The sequence below is a fragment of the Sorangium sp. So ce726 genome (genome assembly GCF_051521405.1).
In the GTDB taxonomy this organism is placed as follows: Bacteria; Myxococcota_A; Polyangia; order Polyangiales; family Polyangiaceae; genus Sorangium.
This window is the reverse complement of record NZ_CP150349.1, coordinates 8,628,935-8,652,362: the sequence shown is the minus strand read 5'-3', so window position 1 is coordinate 8,652,362 and position 23,428 is coordinate 8,628,935. Positions and strand designations below refer to the sequence as shown.

Below are 23,428 nucleotides of genomic sequence, written 5' to 3'. Positions count from 1 at the left end.
CGCGGAGGTACCGATGAGAGACAATCTGGCGAGAAAGCTGGCGTGGCCTGCGCAAGAGGTCGCGATCGTGGTGGGCGTCTCGGGTCGCAGCCTGCGTGTCAGGTCGAGCTCGGGCGAGGCGGAGGCGCGGCGGGCTGCCAGCTGTCTGCTCGAGCCCGCGCTCGGCGACGAGGTGCTCGTCGCGCACCACGAGCGCGGCTCGCACGTGCTCGCGGTGCTCGAGCGCGACGACGCGGCGCCGGCGCGGCTCTCGGCCGAGGGCGACCTCGAGATCGCCGCCGCGTCGGGAAGGGTCTCGGTGAGCGGGCGCGATGGGGTCGATGTGATCACGCCCGCCGAGGCCACGATCGCGGCGGGCTCCGCGCGCCTCTCGGCGGCGCGCGCCGAGGCGGTGGTCGGGGTCCTGAGCCTCCTCGGCGACAGCCTCACGGCGAAGGTCGACCGCATCAAGACCGTGGCGCAGTCGGTGGAGACGGTCGCCGAGCGCCTCGTCCAGCGGCTCGACCGGGCCTATCGCTTCATCGCGCGGTCCGAGACGGTGCGCGCCGAGTACCTTGAGCTCGAGGCGCGGGCCGCGTTCCACGTCAAAGCGGAGACGACGCTCGTGAACAGCGGCGGACTGACCAAGATCGACGGTTCCCAGATCCACCTTGGCTGAGAGGGCGATATGTTCGCGAACACGCAGATGATGGGCATGTCTCTCGGCGCACCCGACGTGTGCCTCACGCCGATGCCCGCCCCGACCCCGGTCCCGTACCCGAACATCGCGATGCAGCCGATGGGCATACCGGCCGCGTACAACGTGCTGTTCATGTGCACCCCGGCGCACAACCTGGCGACCACCGTGCCGCTCACGAACGGCGACAATCCCGGGGTCGCCCTCGGGGTCGCCTCGGGCATGGTGATGGGCCCGTCGCGGCATGTCACGGCGTCGTTCACCGTGCTCGCCGGCGGCATCCCGGCCACGCGACTGACCAGCATGACGATCACGAACTCGACGAACTGCCCGGCCGTCTCGATCGTCCCGAGCCAGGTCAAAGTGCTCCTGCTCGCGCCGTGAGGGATCATAGCAAGCACCGCCTGGCGCTCATCACGAGCCGCTATGCGGCGCGGCAGCAAGAGAAGCTCGCGGGCGACCGCCGGGCCTTCGACGACGCCTTCCGGGCGGTGAGCGGCGAGGTGATAAGGCCGGTCCTCGAGGAGATCGCCTCCGAGCTCGGTTCCGCGGGGCATGTTCCGCGGATTGCGCTCGATGAGGAGCCCGAGGCGCCGAGCATCGCGCTCGAGCTCGGGATCCGAGGAGCGAGCGCCTCACCGGGGGCGGACCGCATCGCCTTCTCGGTCATCCAGCGGCGCGAGGCGCCGGAGGTCCTCGCCTATCTCATCGTGAGGCCGCCGCCGATGGATCTCCTGCGTTTCGCGAGCCCCGCCGAGATCACCGCATACCAGGTGGAGCAGCTCGTGATCGACGCGATCGAGCACATCTTCGCGTGCCGCTCGGTGTGATGCGGTAAGCAAGGATCGCGGCGATCTCCTCCACGTCCCACCCGTCCCGCTTCATGAGCTCGAAGTAGGCGAGGCGCGCAGCCGCGTCGACCCGAGCAGCGGACCCGTCGGGTCAGGTGCTCCGATCGAGAGCGCGCGCGAAGTCAGCAATCGCCTCTTCCTGATCGCTGTTCTCGATGGCCCCAGGCGGCAACGCCTCACGGCGGCTATCGCGTCGACCGGCGCGAGCCCACGCTTGACCAAGCAAGCTGCCGCGACGAGCCCCGTCCTGCCCAGTCCGGCCCAACAGTGGATGATCGCGGCGCGCCCCCGTGCGGCCGTGTCGAGGATCCGGTCGACCGGCGCATGAAGGGCCGCGATGTCGGATGGTACCGAGAAGTCGCCGAAAGGCCAGCGCAGGACGACAATGCCCCGTTCCATCGCACGCTCGGCCAGATCCTGGATCCCCAGAAGCTCGAGCTCGTGCTCGCTGACCAGCGAGACGAGGAGGCTGGCGCCGTGGAGGTGACGGAGTTCGTCGAGATCCTCGACCAGCGGCCGGCCTCGCCCCGGCGCCGCCATCATCCCGATGCCCGCGGCGAGGCCGGTCATTGCAGGGGGCATGTAGTCGACGTGCATGGATCAGCAGATGAACTCTAGCATGCCGAGTGGAGCCGAAACATGCCAGTCGGCCTTGACGTGCAACGCGCTTCCGAAGGCCGCTCGGACCACTGCGTAGCCCTGGTGGCGATGTGCGCGGCGCGGGCGCCGATGCATGCCGTGCACGGTCGGCCCCCGCGGCAGTACGGGCGACGCAGGGTCTAGTTACAGCCCTGGCTGCCGAGCCACGACACCCCGCGGTTCTTCTCCGAGGTGCCGTTCGAGCCGCCTCCGTCCGTGTTCGCGAACGACATGGAGACGATGCTTCCGGTGGAGCGGTTGGTGATCTCCATGGTCATGTTGTTCGGAATGAGCGCGCTGCTGTTCGGGTAGTTCGCGCCGATGTAGTAGCGTAGCCGTCCACTGGGCAGCGAGCCGCAGGTGGCCATCTTGTTCTCCAGCGCCACCCAGTTCCCGCGGTTGAAGTTCGCGTCCTGGGGCACGAGGTTGGCCCGTCCTCCCCATCCGCCGAGCTGCGAGCCGATCATGTGACCGCCATCGTAGTCGTTGGACGGATTCTCGGCGTCTCCCCAGCGTCCCACATTCCCCTGACAGGTGTCCTTGCGAGGAGCGGCGGCGATCGGCGGAAGATAGGCGTATGCCCTGTAGGGCCGTCCGGAGCCGTCGATGTAATAGAACTCTCCGTCGAAGGAATGCCATACGTTGCGGTCGCCCGAAGGGAAGTACTGCGGGCAGTCGCTGATGAGCTCCTGAACCGCATAGCCGATCCCGTACTCGTCGAGCGTGGCGCGGATCTCTTCCTCGCTGCCGCTCTCGAAGAGGTCCATCACGCCGTCGGGTCCACCGAAATCTCGCTCAAGAGCGTCCAGCGGCTCCCCGTCGCCGATCGGCTCGGCCGCGCACCCGACCAGAGCAAGGAGGCTCGCGCAAAGCAACGCAGACATCGCCTTCATGGTCCTACTCCCTTCCAGGCCCGCGTAGCTGCCAGAGCGGCTGTCACTCGACCTGGTCGCAGCCAGGCCGCTGGGTGCTCGGCATCGCGGGAGCAGGCCACGTTAAGAGGAGGGCAGGATTTCGTGTCGATACGATTTGATTGAGTTCGCGTTTCGGGAATGTTGAGGGGCTCTTGTGGTTTCTTGCGTCAGCGCTCTAGAAATGGGCGATAGGTGTGGGCTTGTGGCGAACGCGCGCCGAGATCACCTCGACAAGCAGATTGATAGCGTCGAACAAAACCCTCCCTTCGCCAGTCGTCGAGGGCTCAGAACACGAAACCCTCCCCACCATCGGTCACCGTCGTGGACGTGGACGTGGACGTGGTCGTGGTCGTCCGTCTACCGTTGCGCCATCTCATTCCTCGCTCTCAGCGGCCCGCTGGCAGCGCGAGCCCCTCGCGGGCATGGGGAACTGGCTGACCAGCTGCGTCGAGCGGCGCTTTCCGTTCCGCTCAACATCGCGGAGGGCAGCGGCAAGCCGGAGAGAGATGCGCGCCGATTCTATACGATTGCGAGAGGCTCGGCGCTGGAATGCGCCGCGATCATCGATGCGTTCGAAGCGCTGGGTCTCGTCACCGCCCAGGAGCTCGTGGAACCTCGCGAGCTGCTGGAGAGGACGGTCTCGATGCTCACGAAGATGGCGCTGAGCGAGGTGAATCGTGGGAAATGAGAGAGGTGACTTTCGGGGGACGTTCACGTTCACGAACGAGCCGTTGACGACCACGACCACGTTCACGTCCACGTCCACGTCCACGTCCACGTCCACGTTCACGACCGCGATCGCGATCGCGACCGCGTTGGGGGCCAATGGTGGAGGGAGGGCGGCAATCTGTCGCGACAAGCCGCCTGGGGAACAGCAGAGCGCCTGTTTCGCTAGCTCACGCGAGTTCGATCCTCAGAAGCTCATGCGCAGGGTCGCGCCGGTCGGGCCGACGGTGAACTCGGGGGCCTGGATCGACACCTTGCGCGGGATGTCGTCGCGCACCCAGACCCGCTGGTTGCTGACGAGGCCCGCGACGAGCAGCACGAAGCCGGTCACCTGGGTGGCCCCGTCGAAGAGGAGGAGGGCGGCGGCGAGCCGGCCGTCGTCCTGGTCGACGTCGACGTCCTCGCCCGTGCCGAGCGTGATGAACGGGCCGCCCACGGGCACGAGCATCGGCGAGTAGCTGACGGCGTCGCTGCCTCCATCGCTGAGGATGCTCCCCGCCGTCAGTGCCGAGAGCGCCCACGCGCTGCCGAGGACGATCGACCCCGCGACCACCAGCCGGCGGTTCATCTGCGTCTCGATGCGATAGCCCGCCGGCCGGATCCCGCCTTCCGTGAAGGTCAGCGTTCGCGGCATGCCGAGGACGACGGACGGCGCATACGGCACGTACCCGGGCGGCACGTGGTCAGGCGGCGGCGCGTATCCAGGCGGCAGCGTGTAGCCGGGCGGCGCATGGCCAGGCGGCGCATAGCCGGGTGGCGCGTAGCCAGGCGGCGGCGCGCTCTGCGCGGACGGGGGAGCGTCGCTCTGCGCTGTAGCCGGCGCTGCGAGCGCGAGCGCGCTAGCCAGCGCGGCCATCGAGAGGACGGTGCGGATCGCGGTCACGTGCGTCTCCCTTCGGGGTGAGGGCTGTCGGCGCAGGGGCACCAGCTCAGAATCTCCATCGGAGGCTGGCGGAGGACCCGCCGATCGAGACCGCAGGCCAGCGGGACACAGCGGGCCCAGGGTCGCGTGAGCTCACCGTGAACTGGCGCTCGAGGTAGATGTCCTCGCTCGCGAGACCGGCGGCGTACAGGATGAGCCCGCCCACCTGGGTCACGGCGTCCATCGTGAGCCAGAAGATGCCCGCGCCCTCCGCTTCCAGGGTCCCGATCGCGATCATCGGGCCGGCGAACGGGATGAGCAGCGGCCCAAACTCGTCGAAGTCGTCGTCGTCGAACGACGCGATGCCTGCGACCGTGAACGTGAGCGCGTACGGGATGCCGAACGTCAGCAGCCCCGCCGTGGCGAGCTTGCGGTCCGACCTGGTCCGGAGCGCGTAGCCGCGCGGGATCGGGTCCCCCTCTTCGTACTCGATGGTCCGCGGGTTGGCCCACGGCGGGAGCGGCGGCACCGGCAGGTAGTAGCCCTGCGGGATGGGCACCAGCGCGCCGCCCGCCGGAACGATGGGGGCGGGTGCCGGAGCGACAGGGACCGGAGCTGGAGCGACAGGGACCGGCGCCGGAGCGACAGGGACCGGCGCCGGAGCAACAGGGGCGGGTGCCGGAGCGACAGGGACCGGCGCCGGAGCGATCGGGGTGGGCGCTGGAGCGATGGGGGCACCCGCTGCCGCGGGTGCCGTGCCTGGCGCGGCGGGCCTCGCCGCGCCGCCGCGCGCCGGTTTCGGCGGCGCAGCCTGCGCCTGCGCCGCCGCCGGCGCGGCGAGCCCGAGCAGCGCCGCGAGCACCGCGGCGGCCTGCACGCCGCGAACGCGCGGCGCTGCGGCGCTGCGCAGCGGTACGATACTCCCTTTCGTTTGCCCGATCGGCATGCTGGCTCCCGTCGTGCTCGCGCGACGACTCCGAGGAACTGCGGGTGGCTTCGGTGCAGCGAGGCCAGGATACGCAGACTGTTCACGAACTCAATCCGCCCGCACAACGCGGACGGGCGCCGCGCTGCAAGCCCCGGCGCTGGCGAGCCGGTCGCCCGCTCCGGCCGCACGATCGGCCACCTCTCGGCCATGCGCTGCACGCTGGAGGAGGCGCTCGTCGCCGCGAAGCCCGCGATGCCCGGCTCCTCGGCGCATGCTCGGCTGCCGCTCCCCGGGCGCCGATGGTGCCCGCGCGCTCCTCGCTCACCAGCGCGATACCCGCCATCGTCGAGCGTGGCCCGCGCGCCCGCGCGGCGCCGTCGCCCCGCCGCGACGGGTCATGAGCCGCCGGCGCCGCGTGGTCCAACTGCCCACCTGGGACAACCCTGACGGGTAAGGACTGTAGCGAGTGGACCCCTGGGACAACCACGATGCGTAAGGGGCAGGGCAAGTGGACGCCTGGGATAACCCTGACAGGTAAAGACTGTATGTTTCTCACCTGCTCTGGCTCAGCTCGCCACCGCCGGATCGGGCGCTACGCTGTTGCCTGATCAAGGGTGATGTCGAAGCCGCCCCCATGGCGAGCTCGGCAGAACCATGGCCTTCCATGACATGGCGGCGACGACCGCCCGCGGAGGAGCGAAACGATGACAAGGACCTTATTCGTGGTGTTGGCGTGCGCGGCTGCCGCGCTGAGCAGCGCGTCGTGCGGAGGGACCGACAAGGGCAATCGGGCCACGGGCGGCGGCAGTACCGGCAGCGGCAGCACCGGCAGCGGCGATGCGAGCGGCGGCGATACGGGCGGCGGCGCCACGTCAGGGACCGGCGCACAGCCGGGGGCCGGCCAGCAGTTCTCCGTCGACGCGCAGGGCGGGACCTTCACCGCGGACGACGGCTTCACCATCGAGGTGCCGCCGGGCGCGGTGAGCGAGAACACGGTGATCACCATCGCGCGCATCGACGAGGCCCCCGAGGGCGCGGTGGGGCCCATGTACGTCCTCGGCCCGGAGGGGCTGACGTTCGAGAGGCCGATCACGCTCACGCTGCCGATCACCGTCGAGCTCAGGGCGGAGCTGGGCGAGAGCACGGTCCTCGGCGCCTATGGCTTCACCGCACAGGAGGGCTCGGACGATTTCGCGCCGCTCGCGCGGCACGACGTCTCGAGGGACAGCGTCGTCACGGAGACCGAGCGCCTCTCGAGGATCTATCCAGGCATGATCCTGGCGACCCCGATGGCGAGCCTGCACCGCTACCCGAGCGCGCTGGCCGTCGACGAGTCCTTCCTCTACTTCGCGAGCGGCGGCACCGAGGACGTCGCGACCGGGGACAACAATGATGGATTCATCTTCCGCGTGAGGCTGGGCACCGCCGAGGCAGAGGCGATGATCCCCGCCGATCCCGATCCCAAGGCGCTGTGGGTCAACGCCTCCCACGTGTACTGGGCGAGCGGCGGCGACGACGATCCGGTGATCCCCTCGGCGCTCATGCGCGTCGACAAGGCGACCCTGGAGGTGGAGACGCTGGCCCAGATCGGCTATGTCGTGAGCGTCATCGGCGACGCGTCGGCCCTCTACTTCGGCGACGGCGACGGCGAGAACATCTACACGATGCCGCTCGACGGCGGCGAGCCGGTCGTCCTCGCGTCCGGCGCCGGGAGGCCCGCGCACCTCGCGCAGGACGCAGAGAACCTCTACTGGACCGGCGGCGCGGCGACCAACAAGGTTTACAAGGTGGCGAAGTCGGGCGGGGAGGTGACCGTCATCGCCGACAACGAGGCCGAGCCGGCGGGGATCGCGGTGGACGCGGAGTTCGTCTACTGGGCCAACGTCGGCGACGGCGGCGTGTTCAAGGCGCCCATCGCCGGAGGACAGAAGACCTTGATCTACAAGGGGGACTCGATGGCAGGGCTGGCCATACGGGGCTCGACGCTTTTCTCGACGGACACAGGCGGGAACCGCAGCGTCAACGCGCACGATCTCGAGAGCAACAGGACCGTCCTGCTGGCCTTCGGGCAGCCCGTCGCCTGGCGCGTCATCGCCCCGGAGGGGCAGGGCGTGTTCTGGTCCAACGCCGGCGACTACCGCTACCAGGGTCAAGTCGCGTCCTACCACGCTCCTTGATCGTCCCTGTCCGCGTTGCCACGATCGCGGCCCCGGCGCTCACCAGCCTGGATCGAGCGCCGGCTCGACGGGCACGAACGGACCGACCTCACCAAGGTTCCAGCCGCCGTGGTGGAAACAGGCGCCAGAGCCGTCGGTGCGCACGCCGCAAAGGAGGTCGTACCCGCCTTCGATGAACGTGAAGCGCCCGGCGTCGATCGGCATGTCGGCGCCATCGTAGCGCCTGCACGTGAGGGCCCCCTCGGCGTCGAGCGCGCACACCGCTCCGCCAGTGGCAGTGATGGAACGGTACGGCCCGCCCGAAAATTCGGGATACTCGGGCCCGGCGCAGTTCGTGATGCCGCCGCTGCCGCAAGTGATGGTCGGCTCGAAGCACTGGATGCCGCCGGCCTTCGTGAGCCCGCAGAAGATGCGGTTGCTGAACGCCACCTGGGTGAACTCACCGGGGATCGTCTCCATGCCATGGAACTGCCACAGGCTGCCATCCGGGCGCACGCCGGCGACGAGCCCCTCCCAGGCGCACAACGCTTGCGTGAACGAGCCCTCCACCTCCATCACCGTGTCCGTGAGCTCCGGGAGGCTCTCTTCTATGCGATCCAGCAGCACCGCGAACGACCCGTCCACGAACAGCGGGCACACGCCCTGGTCGCCCCACATGTTCGTCGCCCGAAAGGAGGCGACAGGTGGCAGCCCGTCTGGCAGGACCGTGCTCGCCGCGAGCAGCCGACCGTCCTCGGTGAGCCCGATCAGCCCCTGTCGCGTGAGCTGGACACGTCGGTAGCGCTCGGCGGGCAGCGTGCCGCCCGGATCGACGCCCCAGCAACGATAGCTGCCGTCGGTCTTCGTCACACAATAACTGCCCACGTCGTCGTCGACCGCGACGTTTCGCGCGCACACGAAATCCGAGACGCTCCAGGCGCCGTCGCTCGTGCACGTCTCGCGCAGGCCGCTCGCGTTGCAGCGCACCTCCCCGGCCGTGCAGGCCTCCGCGCTCTCCGGATCGCCGCCCTGCGCCGTGCCCTCGCTCCCTCCCGCGCCGCCGGCCATCTCTGCGCCGTCGTCGTGCGTCGTCCACTTCCCGCTGCAGCCCATGGCGAGCATCGTGGCGCCCGCTGCCACGAGCCGCGCCGCCCTCCGTTCAAGCGCCATGACACAAAGGATACCCAGGTGTTCCGTGGTCCGCATGCACAACCGATCGTCGAGCGCTGGCCGCGATTCAAGGAGTGAGCATCTTCGCGTCTGCCGTCTGCGCAAGCGGCCAGCCCGCGGGCCACGCTTCGTCGCTTCGCGCTCGATATTTGTGCGCCCAGTGGACGCCACGACGGCCGCGGCGCGAGCTCCGGCGGGTGGCTTCAGCTCGCGAGCATCAAGCAGCTCGCGAGCCGAGGTGGAGGCGCAAGCCTCCACCGCCCTCCCGATGGAGGAGGCTGCCGCCTCCATCGCCGGGGGCGAGCGGCGGTCTGCCCCACGGCCCGCGTCGCGATCCTGCGTTGCGAGCTCGTTGAAGGCACGGGAGCGGTCAGTGGATCGTCGCAGGCACGCTCCCTGCTCTCTGGTTGGACGTGGACGTGGACGTGGACGTGGACGCGGACGCGGGTGCGGGCGCGGCCTGAGAGGCCGGCATACCAAGGGGAGTCGAACCATGAAGATTGCTGCGTATCATCTCGGTCTCGGTCTCATCACCTTCTCGATGGTCACGGGCTGTGTGGCGGCGGACGACGGCAGCTTCGACGAGGAAGACACGGCGGAGAGCGCCGAGGAGCTCGGAGGAAACCCCGACCCCTGCGCGATGGGGACCGACCCGAACTTCACAAGCGCGCAGCTCACTTCGGTCGGAGCAAGCGAGAACTACGTCCGCGCCTACCAGTGGATCGACGGCATCTGTCCGGACATCGGGCAGGATCGAGCGACGACGATCGTGGATTTCCCCGTGCCCGGTTATTACCAGCACCAGACCCCGGAGACATACCGCTTCGACGTACAGCCTACCTTCTGGGGCTCCTCGTCCTCCTCGTGGAGCGACGCGTCGCAGGCGATGAGCGACTGCGCGAACACCAAGATGGCCACGCGCGTGCAGCGCTGGGACGCGGCCACGAGCCAGTTCGTGCAGCTCACGTACAAGGAGCAGGCGGGCGCGTGGCTCTGGGACAACCCGCTGACCGGCCGCGGGCACTGCTCGACGCCGGCGTTCGTCTACTTCCACGAGAACTACGGCACCGCGCAGCAGGTCGCCACGAGCAAGTACCGCGTCCGCACCTGGGCCACGCAGCCCGACGGCTCCCACGCGACCGTCTGGATCACGGGGACGCACACGGGCCTGTAACCCGCGCGCGACGATCAGCTGTTCGCGCGAAGCGCCTTGAATTCCCCCGGGTCCTTGATGGCTGCCGGATTGCTCTCGTCGGCGAAGAGCGTGGTGTCGTCGTACTTGCCGAAGTGAGTCACCTCGTGCGTGCCACCCACCGCCGGGAAGCCGTCCGGACCGGCCTTCACGCCGATGGCGTTCATCAAGCCGCAGAAGTACTTGTTGATCGGCTGCGTGGCGACGTCCGGCGGCGTTCCGGTGGAATCCACTTCGCTGAAGGTGAGCTCCGTCTGGCCGGGGCCGCAAGCTCCCTCGCTGTTGCCGCGGCTCAGGTCCGTCTTGCCGTCTTCCACGTTCACGGCCTGACCCACCTTGAAGTAGCCTCCACAGCTCCCCGCCTGGAGGATCGGAAGGTTGTTGAGGTTGTGGCTGTTGCCGTCCGAGCATTCCTGGAACCAGACGGTCGCGGTGTTGTCGAGGAGCTTCACGTCGCCCTCCTCCAGGCTATCGAGCCGACCGACGAGGTAAGCGAACTTCTTCGCATACCAGTCGTCGATTTCATGGATCATCTCGAGCACACCAGGGACGCACGTCCCGCCCATGTTGGCGCTGCCAACCCGGTGGGAGAGGCCATGGGATTCTATCGTGTGCTGGATGCCGTCCCACGTGAAGACCGTGGTCCCGGGGAACTTCATGAAGATGACGCGGTTCTGGTCGCAGAGGGCCGAGAGGACCGCGAGGTCCATCATGACGTTCGTCGACCTCGACAGGTCGCGGGTGATGCCGTCTTGCGACGCCTGCACGGACTGGCTCGTCACGCCGAGCGCCGTCGCGGTGGCTTCGCTGCATTGGGCCGTGACCGTGCCCGACGTCTCGTGGAGGAGATCCATCCAATCGGAGAGCTTTCGCCTGTCCGACCGGCTCATGTCGAACCTCTGGAGGGTCGCCAGGTCGTCTCGCACGACGTCGATGACGCTCTTGCCGCGGGCCACCTTGTACGTATCCGGCGACATGGACCCGCGATCGAAGAGGTTCGTCAGGTTGTTGAAGATCGCCGTCGGAGACCCGATGCCCGGGAACACCTCCTCGGGCGCGGAGTACGAGAAATTCGATTTGCCGTCCGATCTCACCCCGCCGATGTGCATCACGAGGGGAGCCGCGCCGCCGGGGTTGACCTGATCCGCACAGATGTGGTCGAGCGATCGACCGGTTGGTTTGGCGTCGAACCTGGGGCTTTGGAGCGTCACCGGGTGACAGGTGAAATACGAGCCCATGACCTGGCTGTGGGGATCTTCGTCCTGGCCGTGGGTTCGCTCGAAGCTCCACTCGTTCATCGCCCGGATGCCGCGGGGCACCAGGAGCTTGGACGCGAAGGGGGCGAGGTGCTTGAGCGTCGTCGCCTCGTAATCGGCGGCGGTCAGGGGGCCATGGGCCTTCTCCGGGAACCACCGGTTCGTCAGGCAGCCATAGTGCGTGAAGAGCACGATCAGCCGCTTCGGCGCCTCGGCGCCGGGCGGCCCCGCCTTCGCGGTGCGCCCTGCGATGGAGCTCAAGAACGGCGCAGCGACGACAGCTCCACCCAGGCCTCGGAGGAACAATCTTCGGGTCAGAGTCTTCGCCATGGGCGGATTTCCTTGTCGGGTGCTGATCGCAGGGGGACCGCGGGTCGCCTCGTGGTGACGAACGTCGTCGTTCCGATGTGCGAGCGCTGTCGGGGTGCTCGCATGCTCCCCACGCCCAGTAGAGCTCCATCCGCGAGGACCATCCAACGGAGAATTCGCCCGCGCGGCACAGCCATGCGGGATACTGGTAACAGGAGTGGAACACCTGTGTCGAGCGGCTCGAGCGAATGCTACTCTGGGCGTCGAGGAGCGCTTATGCCCGATCCGTACGACCTGAAACGATTCGTGGACGCGCAGGCTCCGGTCTATGCCCGCGTCCTGGCCGAGCTGCGCCGAGGAGAGAAGACCAGCCACTGGATGTGGTTCATCTTTCCGCAGCTGAAGGGCCTGGGCCACAGCGCCATGGCTCAGAGGTACGGCATCGCTTCGAGGGCCGAAGCCGAAGCGTATCTGCAGCACCCGACGCTCGGTCCGAGGTTGCTCGAGTGCGCTCGCCTCGTGAACCAGGTCGAGGGGCGTTCGCTCCATGACATCTTCGATAGCCCCGATGACATGAAGTTTTGCTCGTCGATGACCCTGTTCTCCCGCGCGGCTCCCGGCGAGGGGGCGTTCCTCGCGGCGCTCGACAAGTACTGCGGCGGCAAGCCCGATCCGCGAACGCTCGCGCTGCTCAAGTAGCGCTGGCGGCGCGTCGGACGCGCCGCTGGATCTCCCCGTGCGTGGATCGTCGACGCGCACGCTCGCGTCGCGCGCGCCGTTTTTGCTTGTAACATTCCAATGTCACGGTCGCTGTCGGCTCGCGCGGGAGCCAGCACGACCGACGCTGCGGACGCAACGTTCCCCTGGCGCCAGCTGATTTCGCCCTGGGCGTCCGCCTGGAACCGAGGCAGCGCAATTTCCTACTTGATCCGCCGTCGTGGACGGACGAGTGAGCCGGCGCTCGCTCCGGCCGGGGGCGACCGAGAGGACCATCACCCGTGGATGCATTGTCGTACCAGTCGCTCGTAACGGGCGCCGTCGCGCTCATGGTCGCACGTACCTTCTACGTGCGTGTCAAGAAGGCCCCTGAAGGCAACGAGACGATGGCGCGCATCGCGCGCTACGTCCGCGAGGGGGCGATGGCCTTTCTCGCGCGCGAGTACAAGGTGCTCGCCGTCTACGCCGCCGCCGTCTTTGCGCTCCTGGCCGCGACGCTCGGGCTCCTGTCCGCGGGCGCCTTCGCCGCCGGCGCGTTCCTGTCGCTCATCGCCGGCTTCTTCGGGATGAAGGCCGCGACGTACGCCAACGTTCGCACGGCCGAGGCCGCGCGCGCGCACGGCAAGCCCACCGCGCTCGTCACCGCGCTCGACGGCGGCGCCGTCATGGGCCTCTGCGTCGCGGGGCTCGGCCTGATCGGCCTGGGCGGCATCTACGCCCTGTTCCGCAACCACGAGCACCTCGCGACGATCGTCCACTCGTTCGCCGTCGGCGCGAGCTCGATCGCGCTCTTCGCCCGCATCGGCGGCGGCATCTACACGAAGGCCGCCGACGTCGGCGCCGATATCGTCGGCAAGGTCGAGGCGAACATCCCCGAGGACGACCCCCGCAATCCGGGCGTCATCGCCGATAACGTCGGCGACAACGTCGGCGACATCGCGGGCATGGGCGCCGACATCTACGAGAGCTACGTGGCCGCGGTCGTCGCCGCGATCGCGCTCGGCCTCACGCTGCCGATCGCCAAGCTGCAGCAGCTCGCGCCGTCGGTGAGCGAGCAGGCGCTCCGCGCGATGGCCGTGTCGCTGCCGCTGCTCCTCGCGACGATCGGCCTCGCGGTCTCGGTCGTCGGCATCTTCATCACGCGCGCGCTCAAGAACCTGCCGCCGGCCCGGGTGCTGCGCCTCGCGCTCATCGTCCCGCCGTTCCTCGTCGTGTTCGCGGCGGCTGGCATCCTCCCGGGGCTCGGCTTCAGCTCCGGCACCGTCATCACCCTCGCGGCCGGCGCTGCGGGCGGCGCCATCGTCGGCCTCGTGACCGACTACTACACGTCGATGGGGCCCATCCACAAGGTGGCCCAGAGCTCGCTCACCGGCCCCGGCACCAACGTCATCCGCGGCATCGCTGTCGGCCTCGAGAGCGTCGCGATCCCCCTCATGACCCTCGTCGCCGTGGGCTGGATCTCGAACCACTACCTCGGCCTCTACGGCATCGCGCTCGCCGCGGTCGGCATGCTCGCGGGCACCGCGATCGTCATGACCGTCGACGCGTACGGCCCGATCGCCGACAACGGCGGCGGCATCTCCGAGATGGCCGGCCTCGGCAAGGAGGTCCGCGCGATCACCGACGAGCTCGACGCGGTCGGCAACACCACCGCGGCCGTCGGCAAGGGCTTCGCGATCGGCTCGGCGGTGCTCACTGTCGTCGCGCTGTTCGCCGCCTTCAACATGGAGGTCGACGCGGTCCGGCGCGCGAAGGGCCTGCCGGAGCTCGTGCTCTATCTGACCGACGCCAAGGTCCTCATGGGGCTCCTCTTCGGCGCCCTCCTCCCGTGCCTCGTCGGCGCGCTCACGATGACCGCCGTCGGCCGCGCGGCCGGCTCGATCGTCGAGGAGATCCGCCGTCAGTTCCGCGAGATCCCCGGCCTGCTCGAGGGCAAGCCGGGCGTCGAGCCGCAGCCGAAGGTCATCGTCGACATCGCCACGGCGGCCGCCATCCGCGAGATGATCGCGCCCGGCGCCATCGCGGTGCTCGCGCCGGTCGTCGTCGGCTTCGTGGCCGGCCCCGAGGTCCTCGCGGGCACGCTGGCCGGCGCGCTCGTCGTCGGCGCGGTGCTCTCGCTGATGATGGCGAACGGCGGCGGCGCCTGGGACAACGCCAAGAAGCACATCGAGAAGGGCGGCCTCGACGGCCACGCGAAGGGCTCCGACGCCCACAAGGCCGCCGTCGTCGGCGATACCGTCGGCGATCCCTTCAAGGACACGTCGGGCCCCGGCATCTCGATCCTCATCAAGGTGATGGGCGTCGTGTCGCTCCTCATCGCCCCGCTCATCGCCTGAGCGGGCGCGTCGTCGCAGCGAGCAACCCCAGAGAACGCGGCCCTTACCGGCTGCGTTCTTGCTTTTGTGGGCTCGCGTGCGCGTGCGAGTGCGACTCGTGTCCTGGCTTGGCCATCGAATTTCCTCTGCTGACAGCAGGGCTCCCGTGCTGTAAATGCCTATCTTCGGCGGGGGAGAAGGATGACCGGGTGAGGATCAGCCGCCGCTCGCAGGTGCCGCCGTTCGCGGTCATGGAGGTGCTCGCCGCCGCCAACGCGCGGCGCGCGGCGGGTGAGCCGGTCATCAGCCTGTGCGCGGGCCAGCCGGGCTCAGGGGCGCCCGCCGCCGTGCGCGCGCGGGCGGCCGCGCTCCTCGCGGAGGGCGACCTCGGGTACACCGAGGCGCTCGGCATCCCGGCGCTGCGCCGCGCGCTCGCGGAGCACTACGGCCGCTGGTACGGCGTGGACCTCGACCCGTCGCGCGTCGCCCTCACCACCGGATCGTCGGGCGGGTTCCTGCTCGCGTTCCTCGCGGCGTTCGAGGCGGGTGATCGCGTGGCGCTCGCTCGCCCGGGCTACCCGGCGTACCGGAACATCCTTCGCTCCCTCGGGGTGGAGGTGGTCGAGCTGCCGTGCGGCCCGGAGAGCCGCTTCCAGCTGACAACGTCGCAGCTCAGGGCCGCGTTCGACGGTGGAAAGCTCGATGGTGTGGTCCTGGCGAGCCCGGCGAACCCGACGGGCACGATGGTCGACGCCGCGGAGCTCGACGCGATGGCGCGCTGGTGCGCGGAGCATGGCGTCCGGCTTGTGAGCGACGAGATCTATCACGGCCTCACGTACGGCCCGTGGGCCGGGCGCCAGGCGACGGCGGCGCGCCACGTCGACGCGGGCGCCGTCGTCGTCTCGAGCTTCTCGAAGTACTGGGCCATGACGGGCTGGCGACTGGGGTGGCTCGTGCTCCCGCCGGAGCTCGTCCCGACGGTCGACGCGCTGGCGGGGAACCTCGCGCTGTGCCCGCCCGCCCTGGCGCAGCACGCGGCGCTCGCGGCCCTGACCCCGGAGGCGTACGCCGAGGCGGACCGGCTGGTGGAGGGCTACGCGGCCGCGCGCGACCTGCTGCTGCGGCGGCTGCCCGAGCTCGGCTGGAAGGTCGCGCCGCCCGACGGCGCCTTCTACCTGTATGCCGACGTCGGCACGGACGACTCGGTGGCGTGGTGCGAGCGGCTGCTCGCCGACACCGGCGTGGCGCTCACGCCGGGCACGGACTTCGACGGCGCCGGCGGCGCGCGGTACGTCCGGCTGTCCTTCGCGGCCCCGGTCGAGCAGGTCGACGAGGCGGTGACCCGGATCGTCGCCTGGCAGCGCGCGCGGTGACCGGCGGGGGGGCCCTGGAGGTGCCCAGGGAGCTCACGAGGCGGCGCGCGTCTCCTTCACCTTCCGGTGGCCCTCTGGCATGAGCACGGCGCGCGCCGTGTCGATGAACGCTCGCAGCTTCGCCTGGGTCTGCGCGCGGGCGGGGAAGTAGAGGAAGAATCCGGGCCCCGTCGGCGCATGGCGCTCGAGCGCCGTCGCGAGCGCCCCGCTCGCCAGATCCTCGGCGACGGCGAGATCGAACATGTACGCGAGCCCGAGCCCATCGCGCGCAAGGGACACCGCCAGATTGGCGTCGTTCACCGTGAGCGTGCCAGGGGCGTGCACGGTGATCTCGCGGTGATCGCGCACGAACTCCCAGCGATAGAGCGCGGCGCTCTGGAATCGGTACCGGATGCACGTGTGGGCGAGCAGATCCTCGGGTTCCTCGGGGCGGCCGTGGGCCGCGAAGTACGCCGGTGCGCCGACCACGAGCCAGCGGAGATCAGGCGTGAGGCGCACGGCGGTCATGTCCTGGGCGAGGTCCTCGCCGAGCCGCACGCCGGCGTCGAAGCCGGTCTCGGCGAGATCGACCAAGGCGTCGTCCACCGAGATCTCGACGGCCACGTCGGGGTAAGCGCGGCGGAAGCGCGGGAGCACCGGCTCGATCACGAAGGGCACGGCCGTCCGAGGGACGGTGAGGCGGAGCAGCCCCGCGGGCTGGCCGCGGAGCTCGTCGAGCGCCTCGAGCGCGGCGCTGATCTCACCGGCCGCGGGCGCGAGGCGCTCGTGCAGCCGCTCGCCGGCCTCGGTGAGCCCCACGCGGCGCGTCGTGCGCGAGAAGAGCGGGAGGCCGACGCGGCGTTCGAGCGCGCGGATCGCCTGGCTCACGGCGCCCGTGGTCACGCCGAGCTCCGCGGCGGCGGCGCGGAAGCTCCGGTGCCTCGCCACGGTGAGGAAGACGGTCAGACCCTCGAAGCGGTCCGTCGCGCGGTTCATGGCGCGATTGTATAGCAGCGCTCATCGGCGCGTTTCGCGCCGTGGGCCTACCGGTCGCGGCGGGGCGGGTACATCTAACCAGCGCACGGCGGGGCATGCCGCCCTGCGCGCAGGGGGAGAACGAAGGAGGAAGCATGGCCATCACCCTGGTGAACCCCAGCGGGTTGCCGAAGATCGAGGCGTACCGACAGGTGTCGATCGCCACCGGGTCAAAGCTCGTGTTCATCGCAGGCCAGGTCGCCTGGGATGCCGATGCGAGGACGATCGGCAGGGGCGACTTCGCCGCTCAGGTCGAGCAGTGTTATCTCAACGTCGCCACCGCCCTGGCCGGGGTTGGCGGCTCTTTCAACGACGTGGCGAAGCTGACCATCTACGCTGTCGACTGGACTCCCGACAAGATGCCCCTGCTGCTGGAGGGGATCGCTCGGGCGGCCGCGAAGCTGGGAGTCACCCCGGTCCCGCCAGGCACGCTGCTGGGCATCAGCGCGCTCTCCGACCCCGATCACCTGGTCGAGGTCGAGGCCACCGCGGTCATCGACTGAGCGCAGCGGCGTGGCCCTCGAGCTGCGCGCCGCTCCCGCCGTTGCCGGCGAGCTGGGTCTGGTACAAGGCGTAGTAGGCGCCGCCTGCGGCGAGGAGCTCCGCGTGTGTGCCTCGCTCGACGATGCGCCCTGCGTTCATCACGAGGAGCATGTCGGCGTCGCGGATCGTCGAGAGGCGATGCGCGATGACAAAGCTCGTGCGCTGGGCGCGCAAGGCGGCCATCGCCCGCTGGACGAGCACCTCGGTCCTGGTGTCGACCGAGGAGGTCGCCTCGTCGAGGATCAAGATCGCCGGGTTCGCGAGGAACGCGCGGGCGATCGTGATGAGCTGCTTCTCGCCGGCGCTCAGGTTGCCCGAATCCTCGTTGATGACCGTATCGTAACCGGCGGGCAGGGAGCGCACGAAGCGGTCGACGTGCGCTGCGCGCGCTGCCTCCTGGATGTCGGCCTCGGTCGCGGCTGCGTTGCCGAACGCGATATTGTCACGGATCGTGCCCGAGAACAGCCATGTATCCTGCAGCACGATACCGAGCTTCGCGCGCAGCTCGTGGCGAGGCAAGCGCGCGATGTCGACGCCGTCGATCAGGATCCGACCGCCGTCGAGCTCGTAAAACCGCATCAAGAGGTTCACGAGCGTGGTCTTGCCGGCGCCGGTCGGGCCGACGATCGCGACCGTCTGGCCTGGCCTGATCGTGAGGTTGAGGTCCTCGATGAGGGGCTCGTCGGGCTTGTAGCGGAACGTGACGTGCTCGAACCGGACCTCGCCGTTGACCTTCGGCAGGGCCGCGGGCGGGGCGGCGTCGGGGGACTGGCCCTGTTCGTCGAGCAGCTCGAACACCCGCTCTGCAGAGGCAACACCCGATTGCAGGACGCTCGTGACGGACGCGAGCTGGCCGAGCTGCTGAGAGAACTGGCGCGAGTACTGGATGAACGCTTGCACGCTGCCGAGCAGCATTGCGCCCGAGGCGACGCGCAGGCCGCCGACGACGGCGATCGCGACGTAGGTCAGGTTCCCGACGAAATTGACCGCCGGCATGATGATGCTGGACATGAACTGAGCGCGGAAGCTGGTCTCGAACAGCTCCTGGTTCGTGGACTGGAACCGCGCCTCGACGTCCCGGCGCCGCCCGAGCACGTTGACGAGCGAGTGGCCGGTGAACGCCTCCTCGATCTGACCGTTGAGCACGCCGACCTGCGCCCACTGCGCGACGAATTTCGCCTGCGCGCGCTTCGCGACCGCCGCGGTCGTGAGCACCGAGAGCGGCACGGTGAAGAGCGTGATCACCGCGAGCACCGGCGAGATCACGACGAGCATGATGACGATGCCGATGAGCGTCAGCGCGCCGTTCATGATCTGCGTCAGCGTCTGCTGCAGGCCCTGCGCGATGTTGTCGATATCGTTGGTGACGCGGCTCAAGAGCTCACCGTGCGGGCGGCCGTCGAAGTAGGCGAGCGGCAAGCGGGCGAGCTTGTCCTGCGCCTCGGTGCGGAGCTGTCGCACGGTGTTCTGCACGACGTTGTTGAGCAGGTAGCCCTGCAGCCAGGCGAACAGCGACGCGCCGGCGTAGAGCACCATCACGACCAGGAGCAGCTCGGCGAGCTCGCGGAGCTGGATGCCGCGGCCGGGAACGACGTCCATGTGGCCCACGAGCTCGGCGAGCCGCTCCTGGCCGGAGCGCTGGAGCTCCGCGACGGCCTCCTCCTTCGTGGCGGCCGCCGGGAGGCGAGCGCCGATCACGCCGGAGAAGATGATATCCGTCGCGTGGCCGAGCAGCTTCGGGCCGATCAGGCCGAGCCCCACGCTGAGCAGGGAGCAAGCGAGCACGACAGCGAGGCGCGCGCGCTCGGGGGCGAGGCGGCCGAGGAGGCGCCGCGCGGAAGGCGCGAACTGCTTCGCCTTCTGCGGCGGCGCGGCCCCCATGCCAAAGGGGCCGCGCTGCATCATCGGGGAGCGCGCCCCCTCGGGGGCGGCGGGCGGGGAACCAGCGCGACGCGCGCTCATGCGGCCACCGCCGTATCGCGCTGCGAGGCCACGATCTCAGCGTACGTCGGGCACGACGCGAGCAGCTCGCCATGCTTGCCCTTGCCGACGATCTCGCCGTTGTCGAGCACGAGGATCTGGTCCGCGTCGACGATGCTCGACACGCGCTGCGCGACGATGATCACGGTGGCGGCGCGCGTGCGCTCGGCGAGCGCGGCCCGCAGCCGGGCCTCGGTCGCGACGTCGAGCGCGGAGAAGGCGTCGTCGAACAGGAACACGCGCGGCCGGCGCAGCAGGGCGCGGGCGATCGACAGCCGCTGGCGCTGGCCGCCGGAGACGTTCGTGCCGCCCTGCCCGATCGGCGTGTCGAGCTTTCGCGGCATCGCCTCGACGAAGTCGCGCGCTTGCGCGGCGGCGAGCGCCGCCCAGAGCTGCTCGTCGGTCGCCGCGGGGTCGCCGTAGCGCAGGTTCGAGGCCACCGTGCCGGAGAACAGGAAGGCTCGCTGCGGCACGAGCCCGATGCACGACCACACCGCCTCGAGAGCGAGCATGCGCGCGTCGACATCCTCGAGCCGGACCTCACCCCTCGTCGGATCGATGAGCCGCGCGATCAGGTCGAGCAGCGTGGTCTTGCCTGAGCCGGTGCTGCCGATGATCGCGGTGACCTGACCGGGGCGCGCCACGAACGAGATGCCGCGCAGGACGGGCAGCTCGGCGCCCGGATAGCGGTACTCGACGTCTCGCAGCTCGACGATGCCGGTCGGCTCGACGAGCGTCACGGGCTGGTCGGGGGCGCGCACGGACGGCTCGGTGTTCAGCACCTCGACGATGCGCTCCGAGCACGCGGCCGCGCGCGGCAGCATGACGGCCATGAACGTCACCATCATCACGGACATCAGGATCTGCACCAGGTAGGCGAGGAACGCCGTCATCGAGCCGATCGCGAGCGTGCCGTCCGCGATCTCGTGCGCGCCGAACCACAGGACGGCGACGCTCGAAGCGTTGAATACGAACATCACGATCGGGAACATCAGCGCTTGCAGGCGCCCGATGCGCAGCGCGGTGTCGGTGAGGTCGCCGTTCGCGTGCTCGAAGCGCGCTGCCTCGGCGCGCTCGCGCACGAAGGCGCGGATCACGCGCACGCCGGTGATCTGCTCGCGCAGCACGCGGTTCACGGTGTCGATGAGGGGCTGCATCCGCCGGAACTGCGGCACCATCCGCGACATGAGCGCGACGACGGCGCCCGCGAGGAGCGGCACTGCGACCGCGAGCAGCCAGGCGAGCGACCCGTCCTCGCGCAGCGCCATCACGATGCCGCCGACGCACATGATCGGCGAGAGGACGAGCATCGTACAGCCCATCATCACCACCATCTGCACCTGCTGGACGTCGTTGGTCGTGCGCGTGATGAGCGACGGCGCTCCGAACCGCGACAGCTCGTGCGCGGAGAACTCGCCGACGCGGTGGAACACCGCCGCGCGCAGGTCGCGACCGAAGCTCATCGCGGCGCGCGCGCCGGCGTAGTTCGCGGCGACAGAGCACACGATCTGGACGCCGGTGACCGCGAGCATGATCGCGCCGAGCTTCAGGATCCGCGACGTGTCACCGAGCGCGATGCCCTGATCGATGATGTCGGCGTTCAGGCTCGGCAGGTACAGCGAAGCGAGCGTCGCCACGAGCTGGAGCACGACGACGATCGCGACCAAGCGCGCCTGTGGGCGCAAGAAACGGCGCAATAGCTGCCTCAGCAAGACTCCTCCTCTTCGGAGCGGCGGCGGATACCGTCGAGCAGGACCGCCACGACCTCCGCGGCGGTCAGGGGCATGCCGTCGGTGATCCGCGGGTGGGTGCCCGCGAACGTCATCAGGCGTAGGAGCCGCGCTGCATACGCCGGATCGCAGCGCAGCTCGTCGCGCGACGCCTCGAACAGGCGCTCGAGCTGCACGTGAACCTGCTCATCCTGGCGCGGCGTCTGAGCGCACCCGGACTCGGGGCGCACGGGTGGCGGCATCGTCATGCCGAGCATCGATATGAGCTGCCAGATGCCCTCGACGCGGCGCTGCAGGACCTCGATCGCCTGGATCAAGCGCTCGCGCAGCGGCGCCGCGAGATCGATGCGCTCCAGCTCTCGCAGCGTCGGCGTCGGATCGAACAGGGTCGCGATCGCGGCCTGGATCAGCGACTCCTTGTCGGGGAACACGCGGAACAGCGTCCCCTCGGCGGTACCGGCGGCCATCGCGATCTGCGCCGTCGTCACGTTGCGGCCGTACAAGCGGAGCAGCGGGATCGTCGCCGCGATGATGCTCGCGCGACGCTCCTCCGGACGCAGGGGAGGTGCTCGCCGGCTTGGTGGTGCCATGCGTCCCGTGTACCGGAGTGAGCGCTCACTCGTCAAGAGTGAGCGCTCACTCACTCGATCTGAAGGCGAGATCGAGGCCTTATTTCGCGGGCAACCTCGGGTTCACGGCCCGACGCGTTCTGTCCCTCGACGGCCGGCCGGCGCGCAGGCCTCGCCCTCGCCCGGCGTCCCCGCCGCCTCCTTCTGCTGCTGCTGCTCGATGACGAAGAGGACCCCATCGATGGTGTACCCCGCGACCCGGTTGACGAGGCGGATCGCCACGTGGACGCCAGACACCGTGGTGTCGTGGACGAGCCGGATCCCCCTTACCGGCGCCGAGATGGGAGGAATCTGCTCCAGCAGGTCGAAAGGCAGCTTCGCAGCGTGCTTCTGCAGGCGCTCGACGGCCCGCGAGCCGTGGTCGACCGCATCCTGCACGAGGTCCTTCAGGCCGCGCCACCGATCCATCACGCCGCCTCCTCGCACCACGCGCGGATCTGCGCGTAGACGCCCGGGTCGCGGGCCAGGCGCAGGTGGCCGAGCGCCGGCATGATCCGCACGTGCTCCTGCGGGAACGGCGAGCACCGGTCCCTGGCCACCGCCCTCCCCGTGGCGCTCCTCAGCGGGACCACCGCGTCCCCGAACAGGAGCGCGAGCCGCGGGTCGGTCGTGAGCGCACCGGCGATGAGATGGTGGCGGACGTGCGGGAGCAGGGGAACGGGATGGCGCCGGTTCTGGAGCAGGGCGTCCGCGTCGGCGCCCTCCCAGTCCTCTCGGCGCAGGTTGGCATAGGCCAGGTCCTTGATCCCGCCGCTGCGGAGGTTCGCGATGTCGGCGATGAGCTTCGTGTACGGATTGTCGATGCGCCCGAGCGCCCACGTGACGGCGCTGCCAAGGCGCTCCGCCGGGGCGCCGAGGTGGGGTGTGCCGAGATAGAAGGCCCGCTTCAGCAGGGGCAGCCACCTCCGCCCCTTGCCGCTCGCCGCGTGCGCGGCGCTGCGCGCGACCAGGCCGCCCATGCTGTGGCCGATGATGGCCAGCTCCTCCACGGGAACGGGATAGCGACAGACAAGCTCCTCGAGGAGGACATCCAGGACCTCCCCGTTCTCGGAGACACGGAGACCGCTATTGTACCGCACGTAGAGCGGCGTGTAGCCGAGATCGCGCGCGAGCAGCGATCCGTACGTCTCGCAGTCCGGCATCGTCCAGACGCCCTCGGTGCTCATCAGCCCGTGCACGAGCACGACGACGCGCGGCGTGGCCGACGCAGCGGCCGCTGGGAGCGCCCCGGCGAGCGGCACCGGACGCCCGTCGCGGACGAGCTGCATCGCGGTCGCAAGGCCATTGGTGGTCCGCCTCAGGTAGTCGCCGAGGACTCCGTTGAGGATAGCAATGGCCGATTCCAGGTTGCTTCCCATGCGATGAGTCAGCCTGCATTCTAGCACGGCGCCGCGCCAGGCGCCCCGCCGCAGATCGGCGCCCACGCTCCCGAATCGCGTTTGGACTTC

Annotated in this window: 22 protein-coding genes; 10 read left to right on the top strand and 12 right to left on the bottom strand. The window is 69.6% G+C overall.

Annotated elements, in window-relative coordinates; genetic code table 11:
- Positions 1 to 13 precede the first annotated feature (13 nt).
- From WME79_RS31950 to WME79_RS31940, 3 genes are read left to right on the top strand one after another with little or no spacing between them, the layout of a single operon-like run.
- Complete coding sequence (locus tag WME79_RS31950; RefSeq protein ID WP_437522527.1) at positions 14 to 658, top strand: DUF3540 domain-containing protein; 645 nt, start codon at positions 14 to 16, stop codon at positions 656 to 658.
- 9 nt (positions 659 to 667) lie between these two features.
- Complete coding sequence (locus WME79_RS31945; protein WP_012238290.1) at positions 668 to 1,060, top strand: DUF4150 domain-containing protein; 393 nt, start codon at positions 668 to 670, stop codon at positions 1,058 to 1,060.
- Positions 1,057 to 1,506 carry a hypothetical protein gene (locus WME79_RS31940; protein ID WP_437522524.1) on the top strand — a complete coding sequence of 150 codons (450 nt, stop codon included), beginning with the start codon at positions 1,057 to 1,059 and terminating at the stop codon, positions 1,504 to 1,506. The genes WME79_RS31945 and WME79_RS31940 overlap by 4 nt, the downstream gene beginning before the upstream one ends.
- Positions 1,507 to 1,557: 51 nt before the next feature.
- On the opposite strand, the gene WME79_RS31935 is transcribed toward WME79_RS31940, so the two are convergent.
- Together WME79_RS31935 and WME79_RS31930 are read right to left on the bottom strand one after the other, a co-directional pair.
- Positions 1,558 to 2,124, bottom strand: coding sequence for a phosphatase domain-containing putative toxin (locus WME79_RS31935; RefSeq protein ID WP_437522522.1), 567 nt, complete (start codon positions 2,122 to 2,124; stop codon positions 1,558 to 1,560).
- A 182-nt stretch (positions 2,125 to 2,306) separates the two neighbouring features.
- Complete coding sequence (locus tag WME79_RS31930; protein WP_437522519.1) at positions 2,307 to 3,059, bottom strand: DNA/RNA non-specific endonuclease; 753 nt, start codon at positions 3,057 to 3,059, stop codon at positions 2,307 to 2,309.
- A gap of 202 nt (positions 3,060 to 3,261) precedes the next feature.
- Between WME79_RS31930 and WME79_RS31925 the strand changes: the two genes are divergently transcribed.
- Entirely contained in the window at positions 3,262 to 3,768 is a 507-nt protein-coding gene (locus tag WME79_RS31925; RefSeq protein ID WP_437522517.1) for a four helix bundle protein, read from the top strand.
- 225 nt (positions 3,769 to 3,993) lie between these two features.
- Here the strand turns inward: WME79_RS31925 and WME79_RS31920 are convergent, their stop codons facing one another.
- Positions 3,994 to 4,689, bottom strand: a complete 696-nt coding sequence (locus WME79_RS31920; RefSeq protein WP_437522515.1) for a hypothetical protein — start codon at positions 4,687 to 4,689, stop codon at positions 3,994 to 3,996.
- A gap of 46 nt (positions 4,690 to 4,735) precedes the next feature.
- Complete coding sequence (locus tag WME79_RS31915; protein WP_437522512.1) at positions 4,736 to 5,614, bottom strand: hypothetical protein; 879 nt, start codon at positions 5,612 to 5,614, stop codon at positions 4,736 to 4,738.
- Between the two features lie 686 nt (positions 5,615 to 6,300).
- On the opposite strand from WME79_RS31915, the gene WME79_RS31910 reads away from it, so the two are divergent.
- On the top strand, positions 6,301 to 7,773 hold the full coding sequence (locus WME79_RS31910) for a DUF5050 domain-containing protein (RefSeq protein WP_437522509.1): 1,473 nt from the start codon (positions 6,301 to 6,303) through the stop codon (positions 7,771 to 7,773).
- 39 nt (positions 7,774 to 7,812) lie between these two features.
- Here the strand turns inward: WME79_RS31910 and WME79_RS31905 are convergent, their stop codons facing one another.
- Entirely contained in the window at positions 7,813 to 8,922 is a 1,110-nt protein-coding gene (locus WME79_RS31905) for a hypothetical protein (protein WP_437522506.1), read from the bottom strand.
- A gap of 493 nt (positions 8,923 to 9,415) precedes the next feature.
- Between WME79_RS31905 and WME79_RS31900 the strand changes: the two genes are divergently transcribed.
- Positions 9,416 to 10,096: a hypothetical protein gene (locus WME79_RS31900; protein ID WP_437522503.1), complete on the top strand. Its 681-nt coding sequence runs from the start codon at positions 9,416 to 9,418 to the stop codon at positions 10,094 to 10,096.
- 14 nt (positions 10,097 to 10,110) lie between these two features.
- Here WME79_RS31900 and WME79_RS31895 read toward each other — a convergent pair whose 3' ends face one another.
- Positions 10,111 to 11,700 carry a DUF1552 domain-containing protein gene (locus tag WME79_RS31895; RefSeq protein ID WP_437522501.1) on the bottom strand — a complete coding sequence of 530 codons (1,590 nt, stop codon included), beginning with the start codon at positions 11,698 to 11,700 and terminating at the stop codon, positions 10,111 to 10,113.
- Positions 11,701 to 11,955: 255 nt separating this feature from the next.
- Between WME79_RS31895 and WME79_RS31890 the strand changes: the two genes are divergently transcribed.
- The 3 genes from WME79_RS31890 (at position 11,956) to WME79_RS31880 (ending at position 16,084) form a co-directional block, all read left to right on the top strand.
- Positions 11,956 to 12,378 carry a DUF1810 domain-containing protein gene (locus tag WME79_RS31890; RefSeq protein ID WP_437522499.1) on the top strand — a complete coding sequence of 141 codons (423 nt, stop codon included), beginning with the start codon at positions 11,956 to 11,958 and terminating at the stop codon, positions 12,376 to 12,378.
- Between the two features lie 299 nt (positions 12,379 to 12,677).
- Positions 12,678 to 14,732: a sodium-translocating pyrophosphatase gene (locus WME79_RS31885; RefSeq protein WP_437522496.1), complete on the top strand. Its 2,055-nt coding sequence runs from the start codon at positions 12,678 to 12,680 to the stop codon at positions 14,730 to 14,732.
- A gap of 188 nt (positions 14,733 to 14,920) precedes the next feature.
- On the top strand, positions 14,921 to 16,084 hold the full coding sequence (locus WME79_RS31880) for a pyridoxal phosphate-dependent aminotransferase (protein WP_437522493.1): 1,164 nt from the start codon (positions 14,921 to 14,923) through the stop codon (positions 16,082 to 16,084).
- Between the two features lie 33 nt (positions 16,085 to 16,117).
- Here the strand turns inward: WME79_RS31880 and WME79_RS31875 are convergent, their stop codons facing one another.
- Positions 16,118 to 17,059: a LysR substrate-binding domain-containing protein gene (locus WME79_RS31875; RefSeq protein ID WP_437522490.1), complete on the bottom strand. Its 942-nt coding sequence runs from the start codon at positions 17,057 to 17,059 to the stop codon at positions 16,118 to 16,120.
- A 134-nt stretch (positions 17,060 to 17,193) separates the two neighbouring features.
- Between WME79_RS31875 and WME79_RS31870 the strand changes: the two genes are divergently transcribed.
- Positions 17,194 to 17,601 carry a RidA family protein gene (locus WME79_RS31870; RefSeq protein WP_437522487.1) on the top strand — a complete coding sequence of 136 codons (408 nt, stop codon included), beginning with the start codon at positions 17,194 to 17,196 and terminating at the stop codon, positions 17,599 to 17,601.
- Here WME79_RS31870 and WME79_RS31865 read toward each other — a convergent pair.
- From WME79_RS31865 to WME79_RS31845, 5 genes are all read right to left on the bottom strand, one after another.
- Entirely contained in the window at positions 17,591 to 19,603 is a 2,013-nt protein-coding gene (locus tag WME79_RS31865) for an ABC transporter ATP-binding protein (protein WP_437522484.1), read from the bottom strand. The two genes, WME79_RS31870 and WME79_RS31865, sit on opposite strands and share 11 nt — an antisense overlap.
- Complete coding sequence (locus WME79_RS31860; protein WP_437522481.1) at positions 19,600 to 21,333, bottom strand: ABC transporter ATP-binding protein; 1,734 nt, start codon at positions 21,331 to 21,333, stop codon at positions 19,600 to 19,602. The genes WME79_RS31865 and WME79_RS31860 overlap by 4 nt, the downstream gene beginning before the upstream one ends.
- Entirely contained in the window at positions 21,327 to 21,941 is a 615-nt protein-coding gene (locus tag WME79_RS31855; protein ID WP_437522478.1) for a TetR/AcrR family transcriptional regulator, read from the bottom strand. Before WME79_RS31855 ends, WME79_RS31860 begins: the two co-directional genes overlap by 7 nt.
- 102 nt (positions 21,942 to 22,043) lie before the next feature.
- The gene (locus tag WME79_RS31850; protein WP_437522475.1) at positions 22,044 to 22,388 is read right to left on the bottom strand and encodes a hypothetical protein; all 345 of its coding nucleotides are present in this window, start codon (positions 22,386 to 22,388) and stop codon (positions 22,044 to 22,046) included.
- The gene (locus WME79_RS31845) at positions 22,388 to 23,338 is read right to left on the bottom strand and encodes a lipase family alpha/beta hydrolase (protein WP_437522472.1); all 951 of its coding nucleotides are present in this window, start codon (positions 23,336 to 23,338) and stop codon (positions 22,388 to 22,390) included. The genes WME79_RS31850 and WME79_RS31845 overlap by 1 nt, the downstream gene beginning before the upstream one ends.
- Positions 23,339 to 23,428 lie beyond the last annotated feature (90 nt).

Bases quoted from the DNA above. Each gene is read 5' to 3' on its own strand.
- WME79_RS31890 (WP_437522499.1), top strand. From the start codon at position 11,956: ATGCCCGATCCGTACGACCTGAAACGATTCGTGGACGCGCAGGCTCCG.
- WME79_RS31865 (WP_437522484.1), bottom strand. From the start codon at position 19,603: ATGAGCGCGCGTCGCGCTGGTTCCCCGCCCGCCGCCCCCGAGGGGGCG.
- WME79_RS31945 (WP_012238290.1), top strand. From the start codon at position 668: ATGTTCGCGAACACGCAGATGATGGGCATGTCTCTCGGCGCACCCGAC.
- WME79_RS31900 (WP_437522503.1), top strand. From the start codon at position 9,416: ATGAAGATTGCTGCGTATCATCTCGGTCTCGGTCTCATCACCTTCTCG.
- WME79_RS31930 (WP_437522519.1), bottom strand. From the start codon at position 3,059: ATGAAGGCGATGTCTGCGTTGCTTTGCGCGAGCCTCCTTGCTCTGGTC.
- WME79_RS31910 (WP_437522509.1), top strand. From the start codon at position 6,301: ATGACAAGGACCTTATTCGTGGTGTTGGCGTGCGCGGCTGCCGCGCTG.
- WME79_RS31845 (WP_437522472.1), bottom strand. From the start codon at position 23,338: ATGGGAAGCAACCTGGAATCGGCCATTGCTATCCTCAACGGAGTCCTC.
- WME79_RS31925 (WP_437522517.1), top strand. From the start codon at position 3,262: ATGGGCGATAGGTGTGGGCTTGTGGCGAACGCGCGCCGAGATCACCTC.
- WME79_RS31870 (WP_437522487.1), top strand. From the start codon at position 17,194: ATGGCCATCACCCTGGTGAACCCCAGCGGGTTGCCGAAGATCGAGGCG.
- WME79_RS31850 (WP_437522475.1), bottom strand. From the start codon at position 22,388: ATGGATCGGTGGCGCGGCCTGAAGGACCTCGTGCAGGATGCGGTCGAC.
- WME79_RS31915 (WP_437522512.1), bottom strand. From the start codon at position 5,614: ATGCCGATCGGGCAAACGAAAGGGAGTATCGTACCGCTGCGCAGCGCC.
- WME79_RS31935 (WP_437522522.1), bottom strand. From the start codon at position 2,124: ATGCACGTCGACTACATGCCCCCTGCAATGACCGGCCTCGCCGCGGGC.
- WME79_RS31950 (WP_437522527.1), top strand. From the start codon at position 14: ATGAGAGACAATCTGGCGAGAAAGCTGGCGTGGCCTGCGCAAGAGGTC.
- WME79_RS31905 (WP_437522506.1), bottom strand. From the start codon at position 8,922: ATGGCGCTTGAACGGAGGGCGGCGCGGCTCGTGGCAGCGGGCGCCACG.
- WME79_RS31875 (WP_437522490.1), bottom strand. From the start codon at position 17,059: ATGAACCGCGCGACGGACCGCTTCGAGGGTCTGACCGTCTTCCTCACC.
- WME79_RS31855 (WP_437522478.1), bottom strand. From the start codon at position 21,941: ATGGCACCACCAAGCCGGCGAGCACCTCCCCTGCGTCCGGAGGAGCGT.
- WME79_RS31895 (WP_437522501.1), bottom strand. From the start codon at position 11,700: ATGGCGAAGACTCTGACCCGAAGATTGTTCCTCCGAGGCCTGGGTGGA.